Origin of the sequence: Microcoleus sp. N3A4 (assembly GCF_036701805.1) — a bacterium.
GTDB lineage: Bacteria > Cyanobacteriota > Cyanobacteriia > Cyanobacteriales > Microcoleaceae > Microcoleus.
In genome coordinates this window covers 30,792-52,498 of sequence record NZ_JAUBRJ010000023.1, presented here as the reverse complement: position 1 = coordinate 52,498, position 21,707 = coordinate 30,792, and the positions used below count along the sequence as shown (strand labels likewise).

20 protein-coding genes are annotated in these 21,707 nt (G+C 45.3%); 15 read left to right on the top strand and 5 right to left on the bottom strand.

Translation table 11 applies throughout. The features are described 5' to 3' along the window. Positions 1-204: 204 nt before the first annotated feature. From QUA56_RS15530 to QUA56_RS15495, 8 genes are all read left to right on the top strand, one after another. Positions 205-2,568, top strand: a complete 2,364-nt coding sequence (locus QUA56_RS15530) for a ribonuclease R family protein (RefSeq protein WP_333359055.1) — start codon at positions 205-207, stop codon at positions 2,566-2,568. Positions 2,569-2,775: 207 nt separating this feature from the next. Continuing rightward, positions 2,776-3,675 carry an FAD-dependent oxidoreductase gene (locus QUA56_RS15525; RefSeq protein ID WP_333359053.1) on the top strand — a complete coding sequence of 300 codons (900 nt, stop codon included), beginning with the start codon at positions 2,776-2,778 and terminating at the stop codon, positions 3,673-3,675. Further along, positions 3,630-4,280, top strand: a complete 651-nt coding sequence (locus QUA56_RS15520; protein WP_333359051.1) for a hypothetical protein — start codon at positions 3,630-3,632, stop codon at positions 4,278-4,280. The genes QUA56_RS15525 and QUA56_RS15520 overlap by 46 nt, the downstream gene beginning before the upstream one ends. Before the next feature lie 172 nt (positions 4,281-4,452). Further along, positions 4,453-5,859, top strand: coding sequence for a glycosyltransferase family 39 protein (locus tag QUA56_RS15515; RefSeq protein ID WP_333359049.1), 1,407 nt, complete (start codon positions 4,453-4,455; stop codon positions 5,857-5,859). Positions 5,860-5,950: 91 nt separating this feature from the next. Continuing rightward, the gene (locus QUA56_RS15510) at positions 5,951-7,285 is read left to right on the top strand and encodes a glycosyltransferase family 39 protein (protein ID WP_333359047.1); all 1,335 of its coding nucleotides are present in this window, start codon (positions 5,951-5,953) and stop codon (positions 7,283-7,285) included. Between the two features lie 174 nt (positions 7,286-7,459). Further along, positions 7,460-8,095, top strand: a complete 636-nt coding sequence (locus tag QUA56_RS15505) for a flavin prenyltransferase UbiX (protein ID WP_333359045.1) — start codon at positions 7,460-7,462, stop codon at positions 8,093-8,095. 349 nt (positions 8,096-8,444) lie between these two features. Continuing rightward, positions 8,445-9,329: a LapA family protein gene (locus QUA56_RS15500; RefSeq protein WP_333359043.1), complete on the top strand. Its 885-nt coding sequence runs from the start codon at positions 8,445-8,447 to the stop codon at positions 9,327-9,329. A 22-nt stretch (positions 9,330-9,351) separates the two neighbouring features. After that, positions 9,352-9,903, top strand: coding sequence for a shikimate kinase (locus tag QUA56_RS15495; protein WP_333359041.1), 552 nt, complete (start codon positions 9,352-9,354; stop codon positions 9,901-9,903). Between the two features lie 983 nt (positions 9,904-10,886). Here the strand turns inward: QUA56_RS15495 and QUA56_RS15490 are convergent. Then, the gene (locus QUA56_RS15490; protein ID WP_333359039.1) at positions 10,887-11,330 is read right to left on the bottom strand and encodes a hypothetical protein; all 444 of its coding nucleotides are present in this window, start codon (positions 11,328-11,330) and stop codon (positions 10,887-10,889) included. A gap of 90 nt (positions 11,331-11,420) precedes the next feature. Then, positions 11,421-11,825 (bottom strand): NIL domain-containing protein, encoded by a 405-nt coding sequence (locus QUA56_RS15485; protein WP_293126164.1) that lies wholly within the window; start codon positions 11,823-11,825, stop codon positions 11,421-11,423. Between the two features lie 178 nt (positions 11,826-12,003). Here QUA56_RS15485 and QUA56_RS15480 point away from each other — a divergent pair, with 178 nt between their 5' ends. The 7 genes from QUA56_RS15480 to QUA56_RS15450 all read left to right on the top strand — a co-directional run bounded on the left by QUA56_RS15480 (position 12,004) and on the right by QUA56_RS15450 (position 20,016). Beyond that, positions 12,004-12,606, top strand: a complete 603-nt coding sequence (locus QUA56_RS15480) for a thioredoxin family protein (RefSeq protein ID WP_333359037.1) — start codon at positions 12,004-12,006, stop codon at positions 12,604-12,606. 38 nt (positions 12,607-12,644) lie between these two features. Beyond that, positions 12,645-12,779 carry a hypothetical protein gene (locus QUA56_RS15475; protein WP_333359035.1) on the top strand — a complete coding sequence of 45 codons (135 nt, stop codon included), beginning with the start codon at positions 12,645-12,647 and terminating at the stop codon, positions 12,777-12,779. 190 nt (positions 12,780-12,969) lie between these two features. Beyond that, positions 12,970-16,194, top strand: coding sequence for an efflux RND transporter permease subunit (locus QUA56_RS15470; RefSeq protein ID WP_333359032.1), 3,225 nt, complete (start codon positions 12,970-12,972; stop codon positions 16,192-16,194). Between the two features lie 494 nt (positions 16,195-16,688). Next, positions 16,689-17,822, top strand: coding sequence for a hypothetical protein (locus tag QUA56_RS15465; RefSeq protein WP_333359030.1), 1,134 nt, complete (start codon positions 16,689-16,691; stop codon positions 17,820-17,822). A gap of 408 nt (positions 17,823-18,230) precedes the next feature. Beyond that, positions 18,231-19,412, top strand: a complete 1,182-nt coding sequence (locus QUA56_RS15460) for an RtcB family protein (RefSeq protein ID WP_333359028.1) — start codon at positions 18,231-18,233, stop codon at positions 19,410-19,412. 113 nt (positions 19,413-19,525) lie between these two features. Then, positions 19,526-19,741, top strand: a complete 216-nt coding sequence (locus tag QUA56_RS15455; RefSeq protein WP_333359026.1) for a hypothetical protein — start codon at positions 19,526-19,528, stop codon at positions 19,739-19,741. 5 nt (positions 19,742-19,746) lie between these two features. After that, a complete protein-coding gene (locus QUA56_RS15450) occupies positions 19,747-20,016 on the top strand; it encodes a type II toxin-antitoxin system RelE/ParE family toxin (protein WP_333359025.1) in 270 nt (89 codons plus the stop codon). A gap of 122 nt (positions 20,017-20,138) precedes the next feature. Here the strand turns inward: QUA56_RS15450 and QUA56_RS15445 are convergent, their stop codons facing one another. From QUA56_RS15445 to QUA56_RS15435, 3 genes are all read right to left on the bottom strand, one after another. Continuing rightward, positions 20,139-20,510 carry a DUF4278 domain-containing protein gene (locus QUA56_RS15445; RefSeq protein WP_333359023.1) on the bottom strand — a complete coding sequence of 124 codons (372 nt, stop codon included), beginning with the start codon at positions 20,508-20,510 and terminating at the stop codon, positions 20,139-20,141. A gap of 319 nt (positions 20,511-20,829) precedes the next feature. Continuing rightward, positions 20,830-20,979, bottom strand: a complete 150-nt coding sequence (locus tag QUA56_RS15440; RefSeq protein WP_333359021.1) for a hypothetical protein — start codon at positions 20,977-20,979, stop codon at positions 20,830-20,832. Between the two features lie 168 nt (positions 20,980-21,147). After that, positions 21,148-21,492, bottom strand: a complete 345-nt coding sequence (locus QUA56_RS15435) for a BON domain-containing protein (RefSeq protein WP_333359019.1) — start codon at positions 21,490-21,492, stop codon at positions 21,148-21,150. Between the last annotated feature and the right edge of the window lie 215 nt (positions 21,493-21,707).

The window sequence follows — 21,707 nt, the reverse complement described above, 5'->3', positions numbered from 1 at the left end:
TTCAAGACAGACAGCAGACAATTAGCACGAAGCTTGTGTCGGGAGAGAATATCAAAAAATCCTCGCGATCGAAGAAGGCGGCTGTACTCGCGTCTTATTAACCCGCGCATTTGTTGGGAAGCAGGCACTGCGAGGGCCCGAGGGGGTGCGGCTGATTTCGCCAAAATTAGACTAATTGCTGGAAACAAGAGGATCGATCGCTACATGGAATTTTCTATCGCTGCACTGCTGGCAAATTTTACAGAAGACAAATTAGTGGCCCCTAAAGCATTGGAGAAAAAACTCGACTGCAACGACGCCACCAGTCAACTCAAACTTCAAATCGCATTAGAAGCTCTAGAGAAAATTGGCATATTAGTCAAAGACAAAGGCCGCTACCGCCGAGTAGCTGAAGACGACGTAGTAGAAGCAAAACTGCGCTGTTCGAGCAAAGGATTTTGCTTTGCAATTCAAGATGCCGAAGGCTCAGAAGACGTTTACGTGCGGGAAAGTCACCTCTCGACAGCTTGGAACGGCGATCGAGTCTTAGTCAAAATCATCAAAGAAGGCAGCCGCCGCCGATCGCCCGAAGGCGAAGTCATGCTGATACTCGAACGCGCCAACCCTTCGGTACTCGCCCGAGTCAAGCAAACTTCCACTCCCACCGGCCGCGTCAGCTACAGAGCAATTCCCCTGGACGATCGCCTGCTGTTTGAACTAGACTTGCTGGCAAATGGCAGCAACCTCCAAGAAGCGATCGACCACCTAGTACACGTCGAAGTCAAGCGCTACCCCCTCGGCACCCACCGCCCAGTCGGTAAAGTAGTACAGGTACTAGGCTCCGACGCCGAAGCCGCTGACGACCTCGACATCGTATGCTGCAAGCACGACTTGCCGCGCTCCTTCCCGGCCGCCGTCATCAAAGCAGCCGAAAATTTGCCCAGCAAACTCAAAAAAACCGACCTCAAAAAACGCCTAGATTTGCGTAACATCCTGACTGTTACCTTCAGCAAAAACGAACCCGGAACCAACAGCAAAAACGATGTCCTTCAAGCCCAGGAGGAAAATATCTCCGAGGGAGCAGCCGAAAACGAGTTTGACCCGACCTCATTCCTCTCCGATCCGCCAGTGGAACGCGCTCTGTCGATCGAAACCCTGAAGTCCGGCGGCTGGCAAGTAGGAATCCACATCACCGACGCCGCCGAGTACGTACAGCCAGAAACCCCGATCGACCGCGAAGCCCGCAAGCGAGGCACCTGCGCCCATCTGGGAGAAAAAATCATCGCCGTGCTGCCAGAAATCGTCAACGAGCGCTGCTCTCTGCTGCCAGACACCGAACGGCTGACCTTCAGCATACTGCTCACCCTAGACGAATCAGGAGAACTCCTAGAATACGAAATTCAAACCAGCGTCCTTCATATTGACTACCACCTCACCTACCAGCAAGCTCAAGCAATTCTCGAACCAGGCGATCCAGAAGTTCATCCTTTGTCCTCCGCCCTCCGTCCTTTCCTAGATCAAATTATGGCCGCCTCACAGGCTGCCAGACAGGCAAGGCTCAAGCGAGGAGCTTTTGAACTAAATTTGCCCGACGCTAACTCTCACTTCGACGACGAAGGCGAATTAGGAGCTTTTGCGATGGCTCCCGCCGCCCAGTCGGCGGTCTCCGAGTTGGTGGTACTCGCCAACCAAGCTGTCGCCACCCACCTGCAAGCCTTGGGAGTCCCAGCAATCTACCGCGTCCAGCCGATGCCAGACCCGGCAGACATTCAAGAGTTCATCAAACTCTCGAACAACCTCGGAGGCGAACTGTATCTCGAAACCGAAGAAGAAGTTCTGCCCTTTGACTTTCAGCGATTTACCCAGCAGTTTGCCGGCCTGAAGTCCGAAAGAGTTCTCACCTACCTCCTCGAAGACACCATGAAACCCGCTGTTTACAGCACGACTCCCAAGCCGCACTTCGGTTTGGCGCTACCACAGGGTTACACGCGCTGCACTTCGCCGCTTTCCCGCTACGCCGATTTGCTGGTGCTGCGGGTGTTGCAAGCAGTGTTCGAGCAAGGCCGCAGCAGCCGCACAACACGGGCTAAGGAAAAAGTTGACTTGCACCATTCCTCCTGTCACGGTCAAATTACTTGGAATGTTCTCCCGCCAGATTTGCACCACGAATTTGAGACAGAGTTTGCATCGGCCGTGGTACACCTGACGGAACGCGAAAGGGTTGCTGAGGATGCCGAAAGCGATTTGCAGGGATTGAAGAAAACGGGATTGATGAAAGAACGCACCGGGCAAACTTTCCAGGGTTTGATTACAGGTGTGCAGTCTTACGGTTTCTTTGTGGAAATTGAGGTGCGGCCGCCCGAGAGCGAGATCCTGCGAGTTGAGGGATTGGTGCACGTTTCTTCGCTCAAGGATGACTGGTACGAGTATCGATCGCGCCAGCAAACTCTAGTGGGTCGCAAAAACCGCAATCAGTACCGTTTGGGCGATCGGGTAGAAGTTCAAGTCAAGAGTGTTGACTACTACCGCCAGCAAATTGATTTAGTTGCAGTTGGGGGCGGCAGCCAAGCTTTTGATGATGATGAATAATCTGTTGACAGTTGACAGTTGACGGTTAACGGTTGACAGTTGACAGTTTTTATTTTGTAGGTTGGGTTGAGCGATAGCGAAACCCAACTATACTTAGACAATCTGCGTAAGATCGATCGGCCCTAAAATTAGGATATATAGATTGTTGTATTGACAGAGTGTGGTATCCTCAAACGTTAGTTATAAAAACTTCATCAACAGCAAAACGTGCCCCCAATATACATACTTGGGGCTGGGCCTGCGGGTCTAGCTGCCGCTTATACCCTCACACAGCAAGGTCAAACAGTTGTCGTCGTTGAGCGAGAATCGCAAGTTGGCGGACTCGCTAAAAGCATAGAGTATCAAGGGTTTATTCTCGACCTCGGTCCCCACCGTTTTTACACTAAAATTCCCCCCGTCCTCAAACTCTGGAACGAAGTTTTGGGCACCGAACAAGTCACAGTCAGCCGCCTCACCCGCATTTACTACAGCGGCAAATACTTTAGCTATCCCCTCAAAGCCTTAGAAGTCTTATTTGCCCTCGGTATAGTTGAAAATATACGCATCTTTTTTTCTTATTTAGCAGCAAAGCTGTTACCCAACCGCCACCCGGAAAACTTTTCAGAATGGGTGACAGCTAAATTTGGCAAGCGTTTATTTGAGATATTTTTTGAAGCTTATACAGAAAAACTTTGGGGGATTTCCTGCACTGAAATTAGTGCTGAATGGGCCGCTCAGCGGATTAAAGGACTGTCGCTGCTCAAAGCGCTTCGCACCGCTTTTTTGGGTAGCGATGGCAAAGTTAAAAGCCTGATCGATCAATTTCAATTTCCCCGCTTAGGCTCAGGGCAATTATACGACAAAATCAGCGACTATCTACTGGAAAAAAATCAGGAAATTCTCCTGAATACAGAAGTAGTGCGGGTGTACGAGCACAACAGCCGCGTCACTAAACTCACTCTGAGAAATCGCCACACCGGAGTAGAGTCAACGGTTGGCTGTAGTGCAGTGATTTCCTCAGTGCCGCTGAATACATTAGTAGAGCAAATGATTCTCCCCCCCCCCGTAAGCAAATCTTATCATTGGCGCGATCGCTCAAGTTTCGCAACACAATTCTCGTTTATCTAATAATTGAAGGCAGCCAGTTATTCCCTGACAACTGGCTTTATATCAACGAACCCAGTGTCAGCGTCGGGAGGGTGACTAATTTTGCCAATTGGTCGCCGAATATGCTGCCGAACCAGCACCAAACGCCTTTATGCTGCGAATATTGGTGCAACTTCGACCAACCGATGTGGCAGCAGCCGGAAGCAGAGCTTTTGAGTTTGGCAGAACAAGAATTGAGAAAAATTGGGCTGCTTCGCGATGAGAAGGTTGCGGGAGGTTTTGTAGTTCGCTTGCCGCGTACTTACCCAATTTATGCAGGGGATTACAAACACATTTTATCAGAAATTAAAACTTATATCAAACAGTTTGAGAATTTGCAAGTTGTGGGTCGTTACGGTGCTTTTAAGTATAACAACCAAGACCACAGTTTGTTGATGGGGATTTTAGCGGCCCAGAATGTGTTGAACCCAGGGAAACATGACCTTTGGGAGGTGAATTCTGACAGTGAATATGTGGAAGAAGCGAGTGTTGATGCTGCGACTACTCCCACTAGGCGAGTTGGTTTTGGGAGGCGACGAAAAATCCTACATTTTTTGCAGCAACGAATATCAAAGAATAGATTTTAGCTGGTAATTTTCACATCAAATAGGGACTGAGAAACCGGTTTTTTTACGACAATACTTCGTTGGAGCATCGCAGATTCGGTAAAAAACCCGGTTTCTGACTACCCCTGCGTAAGTCCAGATCAAATATGCAGTATTAACAGAGTATTTATTGCTTTCAATGAGGATTAAATAGATGAAAAATACAAAAATATATGGCTTTAGTTTTACAATCTGGGGAGTGCTGACCATAGCTTTTTTGCTGAGGTGCTTATTGACAAGTGTGGTTCTTGCTATTAACAACATCTCAGCAGCTTACACTCCCGACACCGAATTATACCTGGTAACAGCCAGAAAGTTAATAGAGTCAGGTCAATTTGCAAATAGCGTACAGCCTGAAATTTTCCGCACTCCTGGCTATCCACTATTATTGATACCAGGAATTTTATTAGGTCAGCAAGAACTTGTGGCAATATTTATTCAAATAATGCTGAGCTGCTTCACGATATTTCTAATATATAAAATTGGATTGGCTATTTGGGGTGAAAGCAAAATTGCAACTTTTTGTGCCTTGCTGTATGCAGTTGAACCAGTATCTATCCTATGGCTGACGCTGCTGATGCCTGAAACTCTGTTTACGGCTTTAATCACCTTATTCATGTATCTACTGATAAAATACTTTACTGAAAAGTCGTGGAAATATTTACTGTGTGCAGCAATTACCTTGGCTGCATCTATTTATGTCCGACCTATAGGGTATTATTTACCTTTCCTAATCTCTGCTATCTTATTGATAGGTAGCTTGACAAAGATTCAAAAAAATAAGATTTTGATGATTCATGCTTGCGTTTTCTTTATAGTCGCGATGGGTAGCGTTGGCATTTGGCAAGTCAGGAACTATGTAAAAACGGGATATTCGGGATTTGCGGCTGTTTCTGACTACAATCTATACTGCTATAACGGGGCATCTGTAATTGCAAAGCAAAAAAATATAGCATTTGAAGACATGGCTGAACAGCTTGGATGTAATAATCCCGCAAAGTATTTAAAATTTCATCCCGAACAGCAAACATGGAGTCAGAGCAAAATTTACCGCCATATGGGAAAAGAAGGAAAGAAAATGATTATGAGCAATACTGTGGATGCGTCAATTATTCATTTAGAAGGAACTATTAGAACCTTGATTGAGACACCCGCAAAGCTGTACCTAAAACGATTCACTAAGCAACGTAATCCTGCTCTAAGTCCTTCCTCTCAAATTCCTAAAGTTTTAACTGGTCAAACAAGCTGGAAAGCAATATTTAGTGATTTTCACCTTTCGCCTCTAGTCTTTTTTTCTGACTTAAGCTTGTTATTAATATCAGGAGCATATTTTTTAGGTGTTACCGCAGCTTTGCTATCCAGTAATTTCCTGAAAAATAGGGCAATGATCACGCTTGTTAGCATAGCCGCATACTTCCTTGCCGTATCCGGGGGCGTTGCAGGTGGCTATAGGTTTCGCCTTGCCATTACGCCAATAATCTGTCTGCTAGCAGGATATGGCTTGTGGCTGATTGTAGATAAAATTAAGCCAAAAAATATTCATAATCAAGGAGATATATAGCTGGCAATTTTAATGTCAAATAGGCAGTGTTACATAATTTTAAAATTGCAAGTAGGTGATTGTTAAGATGATAAAAAATACCGAAAGATTCATGCCTAAATTTACCATTTTGTCAGTTTTGTTAGTCGCTTTATTGATGAGGTTATTACTGCCTGTTTTAGCTTTGAGTATTACCCAAGATTTAGAAATCTTTAATAGAGGTGATACATTGTCATTCATAATTCCTGCAAAAAAGCTAATAGAAGTCGGTCAGTTTTTAAACATTGATAATCAACCAGAACTATTTCGCACTCCTGGCTATCCTTTACTACTAATTCCCGGACTATTAGTAGATAATGTGGAAAATGTGACCATTTTTATTCAAATAATTCTAGATTGTTTGACTGTATATCTGATCTACAAAATTGCTTTGCTCCTCTTTGAAAAAGATGAAATTGCCATTGTATGTGCTTTACTATATGCCATTGAACCCTTGCCAATACTCAGGTCAGCTTTTTTAATGTCTGAGACTTTACATACAACTTTATTAACTTTGTTTTTGAAGCTGCTGTTAGAATACTTCAAGAATAAATCAGGAAAACACCTGGCTTTGGCAGCTATTACTTTAGCAGCATCTATTTACGTCAGACCTATCGGATATTATTTGCCTTTCCTGATAACTGGTATCCTCCTAGTCTGGAATTTAAAAAATATGCAGGCAAGGAAACTTTTAATTATTCATACCTTTATTTTTTTGCTCGTGTCGATGGGTAGTATTGGTATTTGGCAAACCAGAAACTATGTCAAAGCAGGATATTCGGGAGTTGCTGCTGTTTCAGATTACAACCTATATTGCTATAATGGAGCTGCTTTAATCGCCGATCAAAAAAGAATAGAGTTTGAAGATACCCACGAACAATTGGGGTGTACTAAACACGAGAAATATTTTATGCTTCATCCTGAACAGCGACAGTGGAGTCAGGCTCAAATTTACCGTTACATGGGTAAAGAAGGAAAAAAGATGATTTTGAGTCAGCCTTTAACTTACTCAATAATCCATTTAAAAGGAATGTTCATGACTTTAGTTCAGACCCCAGCAAAGCGATATGTACTATTATTCGTGGGGCGGTTCGATCGATCGCTCACTCCTTCATATCAAAATCTCGATCGATACAGCTCTATCGTATTTTGGACTAATTTAAGCCTGTCATTATTATCAGGCGTGTATCTTTTAGGTGCAGCCACAGCATTACTATCAAAGAGATTCCTGAAAAATAGGGCAATGATTACGCTTGTCAGCGTCGCTGTCTACTTCCTGACTGTATCAGGTGGGATAGTTGGCAGCCATAGGTTTCGCCTTGCCATTACGCCAATAATCTGTCTGCTAGCAGGATATGGCTTGTGGCTGATTGTAGATAAAATTAAGCCAAAAAATATTCAGGAGTAAGGCGACATTGGTAACTTTTCTCGTTTCGGGCCCGAAGAATTAGTATTATTTAACCGCGAAGACGCGAAGGACACGAAGGAAGAAGAAAGAAGGAAGTAATAGTAATATCGAGTCGGCAATGTTGGGGTAATTCGATCGCGCTATAATTAATGAGCTTATTGCTGGATCATGCCCATGACTAATTCTGTTTCAGTCCCCGCCCAACCCCTAATTGTAGGAGTGACTGGAGCATCGGGACTGATTTACGCGGTGCGAACTCTGAAATATCTCTTGGAAGCCGATCGCGCGATCGAACTCGTGGCTTCCAAGTCTACTTACATGGTTTGGCAAAGCGAACAGAACATCCGAATGCCGGCAGAACCGACTCTGCAAGAAGAATTCTGGCGGGAACAAGCAGGAGTAGCCACAATGGGTAAACTTCGGTGCCATCCCTGGCAAGATGTCGGTGCTAATATTGCTAGCGGCTCGTTTCGCACCCAAGGGATGATGATTATTCCCTGTAGCATGAGTACACTGGGCAAGTTGGCGGCTGGCTTGAGCTCGGATTTGCTCGAAAGAGCGGCCGACGTTCAGCTCAAGGAAGGGAGAAAATTGGTACTTGTGCCTCGGGAAACGCCTTTTAGCTTGATTCACCTGCGGAATTTGACTACCTTGGCAGAAGCTGGAGCTAGAATTGTACCAGCGATTCCCGCTTGGTATCACAATCCGCAAACTATTGAAGATTTGGTAGACTTTGTGGTGGCTCGCGCTTTAGACCAGTTGGGGATTGATTGCGTTCCTCTCAAACGCTGGAAGGAAGAAGTCAGTTGACAGTTGACAGTTGACGGCTGACAGTTGACAGTTGACAGTTGACAGTTGGCAGTTGGCAGTTGACAGTTGGCAGTTGGCAGTTGGCAGTTGACAGTAACAACCAACAACCAATAACCAATCACCAATAACCAATCACCAATAACCAATCACCAATAACCAATAACCAATAACCAATCACCAATAACCAATAACGAATAACCAATAACGAATAACGAATAACCAATAACCAATAACCAATCACCAATAACCAATCACCAATAACCAATCACCAATAACTGACAACAAACAACTGACAACAAACAACTGACAACTGACAACTGACAACAAACAAATTACTAATATTTTTAATATGCGACCTGTATTTTTGCTAGTAATTGTGGTGGGGCTGACTATTTTTGCCCTGCAAAATGTGGAGCCGGCATTATCGCTGGTATTTTTGGGAGTTCGATCGCCTGCTTTACCCTTATCTATCTGGATTCTGCTGAGCATGGCGGCGGGAGCTCTCACATCTTTATTGATTTCTGGTTTGCTCGCTTTTTCAAATTACTTATCTCAAACACGAGAGCGCACCGGCCGCGACAGTCGCAGCCGTCCCGATACTTTCCCAGAGGACCGGAGAACACCTTACACGCCGCCTCCCCCTCCTAGAAAACAGGGAATTGACCCGGATCTGAATAGGGAAAATAACCAAACTCAGGCTGCTGCTTCCTACCGAACTGAGTACGGGACACCTGCGGGTTACAGTGCCGGGACTTTCCTGCAAGAAACTCCGAACCCTGATGGGGCGAAGGATTACGCTCAAGCCGGGACTTATGCAGCGGCAGACGATGAGGACGATTGGGTCTCAGGTGGCTCAAAATCCGGCTCTCAAGGCAGCGATGATGATTGGGGGGACGATCGCGATTTTTCCGATCGACCGCAGGTAAATGATGTTCCAGCGGCAAATCCGAGGGCTTACGAAGCTCAGCAGGAACCGAAAAGCAAGTCTTGGGCTGGCTCCGTATATTCTTACGGTTATCGAGATCCGAGCCAGTCTGGGGTGGGGCAAACTGAGTCTGTCTACGATGCGGAGTATCGGGTGCTGGTTCCCCCGCAAGAGGCGATACCTAAACCCGCTGATGAAGCACCGAAAAATCCTATTGCAGAAGCAGAGGATGATTGGGGATTGGATGAGGATGATGAGTTTGAGGACGACGATCGCCCCAGCGGCGGATCGATTGACCTAAAAAAATAGAAAAACATGGGAGGATTTGGCAGTGGATTGGTTGAGGGGAGTGAATATCTATCTCGTCGGGATGATGGGTGCGGGAAAAACAACGGTGGGGCGGATTTTGGCAAGAAAATTAAAATACCGTTTTTTTGATACTGATGAACTAATTGTTCGAGTTGCTAATCAGTCAATTGCTGAGATTTTCGAGCGAGAAGGGGAAGAGGCATTTCGGGAACTAGAAACTAAAGTGCTCGGCGAATTGTCTGCTTATAAAAATTCGGTCGTTGCTACGGGCGGCGGTATTGTGGCGCGATCGATGAATTGGGGTTATTTGCACTACGGTATAGTGGTTTGGCTGGATGTGCCTGTAGACCAACTGTACGATCGATTGCGTTCGGATACCACTCGACCCCTACTGCGGGAGGGCGAGATCGAATCTAAGCTGCAAAGCCTTTTTAACGAGCGAGAGCGTTTCTACACTCAAGCAGATGTCCGAGTCTGTACAGGTGTGGGCGAAAGGCCTGAAGCAGTGGCGGCTAGGGCGATCGAGGAAATCCAAAAAGTTATCAAACCAGAAACCGGGCCCGATCTCAATTGATACATTCTGAAACCGAGTTTCTGGGAAAATAACAGGTTTCTGAGGACTTTTGATACCAGTTCAAAAAAATAATGCAACAGTACGCAAGCTCCCAACCACCAGATTCATCAGTCATTCCCAAATCTAAAATCTAAAATTTAAAATTTAAAATCTAAAATCTAAAATCTAAAATCTAAAATGGTAGGACTTCGGTAAAAATACTGATTTTTGCCTGAGTGTATCTGTTTAACCGTCTAATATTTGGGAATCAACCGGGTTTGAGTGGATGCGAGGCGTAAGTTTTTTTAAGTGTGAGGATTGGGGGATGGGGAGATTTTGTGCAAAAACTAATGGCAGACTCATCTGATGCGTTAAAGTCGGCTATTGAGTTCTCCCTAAAAATAAAATGGCCCCACCGCTGAAGGGCTGTAGGGCGCAAGGACAGTTAAACGCTAACTTAATTGTCGGAAAATTTAGCATCAATGCTATCCTCCTATGTGACGATTTTACGATCGTCCATTCACTCATCAATTCTCCCGTATCAAAAAATGTAACCCAGTACCGATCGAATTTAAGGTGTTCTATTCTAAAAACAATACCTCATGCATTCTGACGAGCAGCTCCCTAAAGCTGCTTTTTTATTGCGATCGAGTTTTTGGCGGCCGGAGTTGCGGATTCTTGGGAATAACATTGTGAGCAACAGTCGCTACAGATCAATACTGCCATAGCGGTTTTCAGTTGCACTCCAGGTGCGTAGGTAATAGGTAATAGATAATTGAGAATAGGTAATTAGGAATAGGCAAGGGGAAACGGGGAATCGGTAATTGAGAAGCTGTACCTCACGAGGGTTGAAAACTGCTATAATTACGGCGCGAAACGGGCATTAATCCGGGTGGGGGATTGAAAAAAAATGAGCTGTATTTATTGATGGGCGATCGGATAGTTTTCGGCTAAATATCCGTTGTGAGTTGTAGAATTTGGTTGGGTGAATTTCCGGTTCCCAATTAATATAATACGAGCCTGCCTGTTTTGAACAAAAACTCGATCGCTCCGCCCAACGCCACACCTGTTAAAGAAATGGTAGCTAATACCGCAAAAGCCCGCCAAGTTTTCCAACCAGATAGTTGAATATCGAGTCTTGCCAAAGCTGCGGCTGAAATCAAGACTAAACAAGTAGCAAAAAGGTGTGACCAGGCAACTACTACCACAGCCACAAAAGCTCCTAAAATAATAGAAATAAAAGCACCCGCATCACTCGAAAACCACCGCATAATTAAGGCTTTTATGTCTTTCAGCGGGAATGACAAGCCGACAGATAACAGTAAAACAGAAGCTACGGCTAAAAACCAAGTCAGGTGCGGGGGTACATCAAACTCAGATAACTTCCAGCCAAAAATGAAATAAGTAACAAAAAGTAGAGTTAGGGAAACCCAAGAGTTTTTTTTCATGTTACCGATCTGTGGAGTCAATTCTTTAATAATAAATCTCAAATCGACTGACGAATGCCTTGAGATGAGCCCGATGAGTTTGTACAGGGCTTAGAGGTTAGTAGAAATAGCTTGCACGGGACAAGTAGGGATGCACTGCTCGCACACGATACACCGCGATCGAGCAAACGTTAGTTTAAAGCTTTCTGGATCTAGGGTCAAGGCTTCTGTCGGGCAAACCCCCGTACACAAGCCGCAGTGAACGCAAATATCTTCGTCTATGAGTATTTCCCTGCTGGCTAGGGAAACGCCGATGTTTTGCGATCGCATCCAGTCGATCGCCGCTTCTAGTTGGTCGATGTCCCCTGATAACTCTAGCACCAGTTTGCCTACTTGATTCGGAGCCACCTGAGCGCGGATAATGTTGGCAGCAACATTAAAATCCTTAGCCAGTCGATAGGTGACTGGCATTTGGATCGATCGTTGCGGAAACGTCAGCGTTACCCGTTTTTTCACCCTGCAAGTCCTCGGTAATTTACAAACAATCTTTCTTATCTTATGTTTTAGCGTACTTGGTCTAATGACTGCCTTTAGCAAAAAATTTTATGAGATTAGTCTGATTATCTCAAAATGTGGTATAATCTGAATCTATTATTTAAAATAAAAACATAGAAATAAAACCGCAATTTATTTTATGACCCAGAATTCGCCCAACTCAACTGTCGCCCCCGCAGCCAAAAATCCCGAAACAAAAGTCGCTGCGCGCCTCAGAAACTTATTGATCGTGTTAGCAGCGATCGCCCTTTCAGTATCTATCTTCTTCGGAGTCCGAACTCAAACGCCGTCAAGCAGTCTCACCGAAATGGCAAAAGCCTCGACGCCATTAGAAACAGCTTTAGCAAACGGCAAGCCGACGCTAATGGAATTTTATGCTAATTGGTGCGGTAGCTGTCAGGCAATGGCTAACGATCTGAGCGAAATCAAAGAGAAATATGCCGAACCGCTGAATTTTGTAATGCTGAATGTAGACAATGACAAATGGCTGCCAGAAATCACCAAATATCGAGTAGACGGCATTCCGCACTTTGTCTATTTGAACGATAAAGGCAGTGCCGTTGCTGAAACGATGGGCGAAATGCCGCGCACTATTATGGAAGCTAACTTAGAAGCCTTAATTGCAGGAAAACCTCTGCCGCACGTCCAAGCAGCAGGTCAAGTTTCTAATTTTACTCCCGCCACAGGGCCTGTGAAAACAAGTAGCTCTGACCCCCGCGCCCACGGCTCTCAAGTACAGTGAAAGAAGGAAGAAGGAAGAAGGAATAGGGAACAGGCAAGATGCCTGTTGCACAACAAATAAACTTTCTCGCTTCACAGGCATCTTGCCTGTTCGTGATTGCGATGACTTACAGAGATTCAAAAGCCGATCGCAACTTCTCTAGCTCTCTATATTGGACGGTCGTCTACCTCTAAAGAAATATTCACAAAAACTTTTGGGGAAGTTTATTAAGACTTATTATACTCCTCGTAAGGTGCGTCAGTAGATATTCTATCGCCCCCGAAAGAAATTCAAGATTGACGCACCCTACTAGAGTTAGTCTGACTGACGCGGTAAACTTTTCAATCTAAAATCTAAAATCTAAAATCTAAAATCTAAAATCGAATGACAGCCGACAAAACCGGATTCAGCATTAGCGCGACCGCCATTCGCCGCCATATCGGCACCCTCATGCTGACACTTGCTATTATAATCGTGGGCATTTTCTACATCACCCAACTGCCCGTTGACTTGCTACCATCCATCACCTATCCCCGCATCTCCGTGCGCCTAGACGCCCCCGGAGTCTCCCCAGAAGTAGCAATAGACGAAGTTACCCGCCCCCTCGAACAAGGACTTTCCGCCACTGAAGGCGTCATGCAAGTTTTCTCCCGCACTCGCGAAGGACAAGTCAGCGTAGATTTATTCTTCAAACCCGGGGGAAACATCGACCAGGCCCTCAACGACGCCACCGCCGCTGTCAACCGCATCCGCAACCGACTTCCCGATACAGTTGAATCGCCCACTCTCTCAAAAGTTGACCCTTCCCAGCAGCCGATTTACGAATTTGCCCTCACTTCCAACTCCTTGCAAGGAGTTGATTTGCGCGTATTTGCCGACGAAGAATTATCCAGGGAACTAAACGTAATTCCTGGAATAGCAGCAATTGACGTTGCCGGCGGCGTGCAAGAAGAAATTCAAGTAAATATTGACTTAAATCGCTTGCAATCTTTAGGGGTCAGTATTTCCGACGTTTTATCAGCCCTCGAATCCCGCAACCTCGACACTTCTGGCGGGCGGCTGCGGCAAGAAGCAGCAGAACCATTAACCCGCACCGTCGGGCGCTTTCAGAATGCGAAAGAAATTCAGGAAATTTCTTTTCAAGCATCGGCTTCCAATCCGCCAAAACGAGTGTTTTTGCGCGATTTTGCTCAGGTAATTGACGGTACAGAAGAAGAACGAGTTAAAGTATTCCTCAATCAGAAATCAGCCGTAAAAATTAGCATTCAAAAGCAGCCGGACGCGAATACAATCTCTGTTGTAGACGGCATCAAAAAGCGGCTAGAAGAATTAAAAGAATCCGGGGCAATTCCCGAAGGCACGACTATCGTCAATACCTTCGACGAGTCTAAGTTCATCCGCGATTCTATTAGCAATGTCCTATTTTCTGGTTTAACCGGGGCTGTTTTAGCCGGGGCATCTGTTTTGCTGTTCCTCGCTTCCCTTCGCCAAACTTTGATTATTGTCCTGGCAATTCCCCTCGCAACTTTAATGGCGATTATCCTGATGGGAGTTTTTGGCCTATCTCTGAACGTTTTCAGTTTGGGGGGTTTGGCGCTGGGTGTGGGAATTGTGGTCGATAACTCGATCGTGATGCTGGAGAATATTGTCGAAGGAACCAGCAATAAAAACAGTGCCAATGGCAAGCAGCGCTTAAGTAACAAGCAGTTGATGCAGCAAGCAGAAAAAAGCAGCCAAGAATTAGAATCAGCTTTATTTGCTTCCACCATCACTAACTTAGTTGCCGTACTGCCATTTTTGCTAATAGGCGGCTTAGTTGCCTTACTTTTCAACGAATTAATTCTCACCATCACCTTTTCCGTCGCCGCCTCTCTGATTGTCGGATTGACAGTTGTACCGATGATGGCTTCTCGACTGCTAGCGCTGCGGGTATCCAGCGGTTTGAGCAACTTTTGGCCGCTGCGCGCATTCGATCGAGCTTTTACCAATGCTACCGCCGGTTACGGTAAATTTTTATCGGGCATAGTGCGGTGGCGGTTGATGATCATTGCAGTAGCGATTATTGGATTGGGCGGCGGCAGTTGGCTGATGGCCGGTCAAATCCCCCAGGAAATATTGCCGAGAATTAACACCGGTCAAGCGAGATTGTTTGCTTTGTTTCCTGCAGGCACAAATTTGGCAACCAACCAAAGAATTATGGCCGAAGCTGATAAAATTATCCTCAGCCAACCAGAAACTCAATACACTTTGACGACGGTGGGCGGGCTGTTGTTCGGCAACAACACGGTTGAGAATGTGCTGCGCGGCGGCTGCAACATTACGCTGAAACCTGGCACCAATACATTGGATTTTGTGCAGCGAGTTACGCAAGAATTGAATAAAAAAATTGATTTGCCCAAAAATACTCGTTTGCGCCTGAATCCAGAAAATGTGCGGGGTTTGATTTTAACTAATTCGCCAGTGCGCGGCGCTGAAGTTGATGTCCTGCTTCAGGGCGAAAACGAACAAATATTGCAGCAAGCCGGCCGCGAGATATTGGCAACTTTGGAGCAGAAGGTAAACTTAGCTACTTTTCGCCCGGATGCAGACCCGCAGCAGCCGGAAGTGCAGATTCGCCCCAACTGGGAACAAGCGGAAATCTACGGGTTGAATGCGAGGCAAATCGGAGAGGCGATTCAGACAGCAATTCAAGGTTCTGTTCCCACGCAATTGCAGCGGGGAAACCGTTTGGTTGATGTGCGGGTACAGTTCGATCGCGCTTCTGTTCAATCGATTTCTGCACTAAAATTTATTCCTTTAACTGCTAGGGATAACAGCATTATCCGCTTGAGCGATGTGGCGAATATTGAACTGGGAAAAGCGCCTGGGGAAATTCAAAGGCTTAACCAGCGCCAAGTTTTCATGATTGCTGGGAATATTAATAAGGGCGCGAGTTTGGGCGATGCTTTGAAACAAGTGGATGCAGTTTTGTCGGAAATCAAATTGCCGCCGGGAGTGCGAGTGATACCTAGTTCGGCGGCGGAAACTAACCGGGAATTGCAAAGTTCGCTGATTGTTTTGGGATCTTTGGCGGCGTTTTTGGTATTTGTGGTGATGGCGGTGCAGTACAATTCGCTTGTCGATCCGCTGGTGATTATGTTAACGGTGCCGCTGGCTTTGGCTGGGGGGATTTTCGGGCTGTATGCGACTAAAACTGCGATCGGCGCAACGGTGATTGTGGGGGCGATTTTGCTGGTGGGAATTGTGGTAAATAATGCGATTATTATGGTGGAGTTGGCGAACCAAATTCAGGAAGATGAAAAGGTCGATCGCACAACAGCAATTGTCAGGGCGGCACCTCAGCGCTTGCGTCCGATTTTGATGACAACTATTACCACAGTTTTGGGTTTATTCCCCCTAGCTTTGGGGATTGGAGATGGTTCGGAGTTTTTGCAACCTTTGGGTGTGGTGGTGTTTTCGGGTTTGTCGCTGGCGACGCTGCTGACGCTGTTTATTATTCCGTGCTTTTACATTTTGCTGCACGATTTCTTCGGGATGTTTGCAGCGAAGAAGAAGCCGCAGGCGGTGGCTATTCCCGTGCAGAAGGCGGGGAGAAAGAATGCGAATTAAAAGTGTTAGCTTTCCACGCGCTTTACCGCAATCCGGCAGGGGTTTAAACCCCTGCCTCATAGCGAAAGTCGGTTAAAAACCGACTGTAGATTTTGATGGAAAAATACGATCTATTTCATATCAATTCCGGCTGCACCGGAATGATATAGAGGACACGGCACTGCCGTGTCCCTACAATTGATCGTGGTAGGGACACGGCACTGCCGTGTCCTCCATTTATATCATTCCGATGCTAACGGAATTGATATCAGTCCTCTTTCAGAGGACTTTTGCTATGAGACAGGGAATTCATTCCCTGTCGGACTGTCGGATTTACAAACAATACCGGTACTGCATTTGATGTTAAGTTAACGCGCCGAGAATTAGTCGGTAAGGTGCGTCAGCAAACATTCTCTGACTCCCGATCTAAATTTCCGACTGACGCACCCTACGATAAATGCTGCAAGATTTCAGTTAAAATAGAGCTTATTTACGCAAGATATCTGAATATCTTTATGCTGATTTTACCAAAATATGAAAGACAAATTGACTGGTCGTTCTCGTATATAAATCAACCCATTAATTCCGAGTGGGCTACGATTGTCAGTGGCGATCGCAAAAAGGTCACTTTAGTCGATCGCAACTTGTCGCCAAAATACGAATACCAGCTTCCTGACGAAATTAGCTGTTTAGCGATCAGTCCCAAAGGCGATATGCTGGCCGCAATTATGGCAAATGACAATCACTTAGCAATTTTGACAGCAGAAAACCAGATCCTCTTTGAAGAACTCTTACCTAACCCTCCTGTTAAGTTTTCACATTTGCATAACAAGAATGGATTTCAGGACTGCTGGTTTGATGCAGACGGCGTGCGTTTTTGGTGTATCAAATTAATTGAAGGCGAGGAAGTCGAGATTCAAATTCGCGATACTAATTCATGGCATATCCAGCGAAAAATTAGGCTCAAAGATCCTTTTTATGACCGTGGATTCTTGTTTCAACGACACCCAGAAAATCAAATTTTAGCTGTTTGGACTACCGAGGGTCAGGGCGAATCGCAAATCTATTGGCTTTATGATGATGGTATGACAATTCATGCCGTAGAGGTTCTCTGTGCCGATGATTACATGGGGCCTCCAGAATTTCACCCTGCTGGTGGCGAATTTCTAATAGTACATGATTGCGGCCGAAAAATCAGCCGATTCAGTTTTCCTGACCGCAATCTACTGGGAATATGCGAATGGCCTTGGCCTGGGCTGAGTGACGGTTTTAGTAGCTATATGTGCTACATTTCAGACGATCGCATTCTAGTTAATACTGATGAAGGGCTCATGTATCTAATCGATATTAACAAAATGGAAATATCAGATGAACTAATTTTAATCGGTCACGAACCGCGTTCGTGTAAAGAACTTTACCCTACTCTCAAGGATCTTAAAGAACAGCTTTGCGGCGACTTGCACTATTTCTATCGTTGGGATTCAGATAGCATTCTGTCCGTTCATTCACAAATCCTGACTCAAGAACCTGACTCTAAACAGAAGACATTAGTTATATTCGGGGGAAAAGAGCTGTTTGGTTCGCTGGCGAAGGTACAAGAATCGGCACCCTACAGTAAATTATTCATTCAATCTTTAGGCATTTCTTAAGGATTTTCAATACAAAACGCTTCTTGTGCCGTGTTAGCTTTTGACTCGCTTTCCCGCAGCCCGACAGGGGTTTAAACCCCTGCCTCATAGCGAAAGTCGGTTAAAACCGACTGTAGATTTTGACGGGAAGTGCGATCGATTTTAGTCCTCTTTCAGAGGACTTTAGCTATGAGACAGGGAATTCATTCCCTGTCGGACTGTCGGATTTACAAACAATACCGGTACTGCATTTGATGTGAAGTTGACGCGGCAAGAATTAGTGGGTAAGGTGCGTCAGTAAACATTCTATGACTCCCAAAAGAAATTCCCGACTGACGCACCCTACGAGAATTAGTGTGTTTGACATCCGAAACTCTTTATATTACAATAATACTACATGACAACCTGGCAAAACAAACTTAAACAAAAATGCCCTACGAAAAATTAGACATATCAACTCCAAAACCCGTGCTATCTTGGGCAAATCACGCCCTGGGCGAAAAAGAAACCAAGATGGCAGCAAACGTAGCATCTTTGCCCTTTGTATTCAAACACGTCGCACTAATGCCCGACGTACATTTAGGAAAAGGTGCTTTAGTCGGTTCAGTAATTGCCACAAAAGAAGCGATTGTTCCGGCTGCTGTGGGCGTGGATATTGGTTGTGGGATGGCTGCCATTAAAATGCCATTCAAGGCTCATAAATTAGAAGGCAAACTCAAACAAATTCGTTTCGATATCGAAGCCGCAATCCCTGTAGGATTTTCCGAAAATAAAGAAGTAGAAAAAACAGTCACAAACTGGCAAGGATGGCGAGAATTTAAAGAACTTCATCAAGGAGTGCAACACCAAGAAACTAAAGCCTTAAAACAAATGGGTTCCCTCGGTGGCGGCAATCATTTTATTGAGGTTTGCGTTGATACTGAAAACTTTGTTTGGCTGATGCTGCATTCCGGTTCTCGCGGCATTGGGAATTTGCTAGCACAGCACCATATCGACACTGCAAAAGATTTAGCTAAACTAGCAGAAATTAATCTGGCTGACAAAGATTTAGCTTATTTTGTAGCGGGTACGCGGGAGTTTGCCGCTTACTGGCACGATTTGCAGTGGGCGCAAGATTATGCTCGTTTTAATCGCGATGTAATGATGAATCGGTTTAAGCGAATTGTGGAAAAGCACGTAGCGGGAGGCAAATCTGTTAAGCCGTTATTAGAGGTGAATTGCCACCACAATTACGCGGAAAAAGAGGTGCATTTTGGGGAAGATGTGTATGTGACTCGGAAGGGTGCCGTGCGCGCGGATGTTGAGGATTACGGGATTATTCCGGGTTCGATGGGAGCGAAATCTTTTATTGTTAAAGGGAAGGGAAATGCTGAAAGTTACTGTAGTTGCAGTCACGGTGCTGGCCGATTGATGTCTCGAACTCAAGCGAAGAATGTATTTACTCTCGATGATTTGGTGCGGCAGACTGAGGGGGTTGAGTGCCGGAAAGATGAGCAATTTTTAGATGAAATTCCGGGGGCTTACAAGTCGATTGATGAGGTGATGAGTCAGCAGTCGGATTTGGTGGAAGTTGTGGCGACTTTGAAGCAGGTTGTTTGCGTGAAGGGGTGAGAGGGAGAATTTGGTGCGATCGCCCGTTAGCGAAGCCCTCGCAGAGGATCGAATTTCTGATGATACACTTAGAGACAGGAATCGATATAAATTCAAGCTTGAGGAAAATAGGCATGGTAAATATTGAATATCTTACCAACCAAGACGGCGAGGCGATCGGAGTCGTGATTCCGATTGATTTATGGCGACAACTGTTACCTACTGGAGAAGCTTCTGTGGAGAATCTGGCTGAAGCGGTAGAAGATTATTGCCTGAACAAAGCGATGAATGAAGCTGTGAATACAACCTTGTTAGGTCGAGCCGAAGCATTAGCTTATCTTGAGGAATAATTATCTTGGAAGTTCTATACCGTGAAGCTTTTCTAAAAGACCTGAAGCAATTGAAGAGTTCTACATCATACCAACGCATCTACGAGCTTGCCTTTACAACTCTAGAAGCCATCAACACCTTGGAGGAAATTCCTAATATTAAAGCCATGCGAGGTTACAGTGGTCGCTACCGCATCCGCATCGGCGATTATCGTATAGGAATAGAGGTTAACGGAGATGTCATAGAAGTGATGCGCGTTCTACATCGCCGGGAATTTTATCGTTATTTTCCGTAAACATTTGCAATCTTGATTCTTGATATACTCCCACGGCTAATTGTGGCTACATGAAGAAGGGAAAATTGAGCTTAACTCAACTTCCCCCTCTTGGCAAATATTCGACTTTCTGAAGCTGTTCTCTAACAGACCATTTGTCTCCACTCAATTTCTAGCAAGCGCAGCAGTCTTTCATCGCCATTGGCTTTGGCAGCTTGCGTTCTGCGATCGAGAATATTGCAAATATTCGCCCGGTGGACTTGCGCCACTTCCACAACTGTTGGGTAAGATTCCACCGCCGCTGCGGTGCTAGCTGCTGCGGTATCCCGATCGCCAGCTTGAGAATCTCGCTTTGTGGTATAGTTTGTGCCGCCGGATTTTTGCGAGACGGGAATGTGTCTCGGATAGCGATAGTTCCAGTTTTGGCCCCGATATTTGCCCGCGACTTCGCCTTCGATCATATCTACTGTCGGAATATCGTACTCGTAGTTTACGCCGCGATAAGTAAGTTTCATATTTTTTGATCCTTATATGTATGGAGATAAAAAGGGCAGTCAGGTCAGGTTTGCTTTTTAGTCAGTAAAAAATTTCTACTTTCTGTATTCTATTTTACCATTTAGTGAAATAACCAGTCAAGTTAAAAAAAATTAATATTTTAACGGTCAGAGCGCACAAAAAAGCCCGCTACAGCGGGATCTCAAGGTTTGCTGGGGTCAATCGATTTTAGATTTGAGATTTTAGATTTGAGATTTTAGAATTGAAGCATTTACCCCACGGATCGAGTCGGGGGGCAAGTTTCATCGGATACAGGTTTTTTATTTCTGGACGGATGAATCACGTGGCGGGTATCCTAGATGCTTGATTGTCAAGTTCGATCGACTCCAGCAACTTAGCTATGCCTACAAAACTTTCCATATCTAGTTTCCGAACTTTGACCAAGAATTTCTTGATGGTACCCGCCACGCGATCGATCTGTGGAATCAATCCACAATCTCAAATCTAAAATCCTCAAGCCCCCGAATTTATCTCGCGCAAGTCAATCCAAAATCCAAAATCTAAAATCTAAAATCGAATGACCAGCCTCTGGCATCCCCTCTCAACTCCCCTTAAACAGGGAAGCGAGGAGGGATCGCAGAAGTGAGCCAATAGGCTCTAGCCGACTGTCACCTGATCGGTTTGCACGCTTGTTGCGCCTTCTTCAGCAGAGGCTAGAGCCACCAACTTGTCGAGAAGTTCCTGACTCGCAACTTGACCTTTGAGAACAACCGTGCCGCTGAGTTGAGCCACATAAACAGTCTCGATATCAGCAACTTCTGAATCGCCGTCAAAAGCTAAAGCAACCCGCTTCGCCAAGCCGCTTTCGTCAAAATTTCCGTCTGGGCCGACTTTAGCAGGAGCGATGGATTGCGCTTGGGCTGCTTGCTGTACTACTTGTGCCATCGGTTCAGCCGGGGCTTCAGGCTTTTCGAGTCCGAACAGTCTTTTAAACCAACCCATAGTAGTTGAGTCTCCTGATAATACACTTTTTATACAATAGCTCTAGAATTCCAAAAGACTCGTAATTGTTGCAAAACTCAGCGAAATTTATCAAAATGTTTTATCGACAGACTTTCACAATCTAAAATCTTAAATGGTATCCAGATGTTGATGTTGCTATTTGATGTATAGGGCGATCGCTCAGTAGGTATGCCCAAATCAACCAAACTATGTAA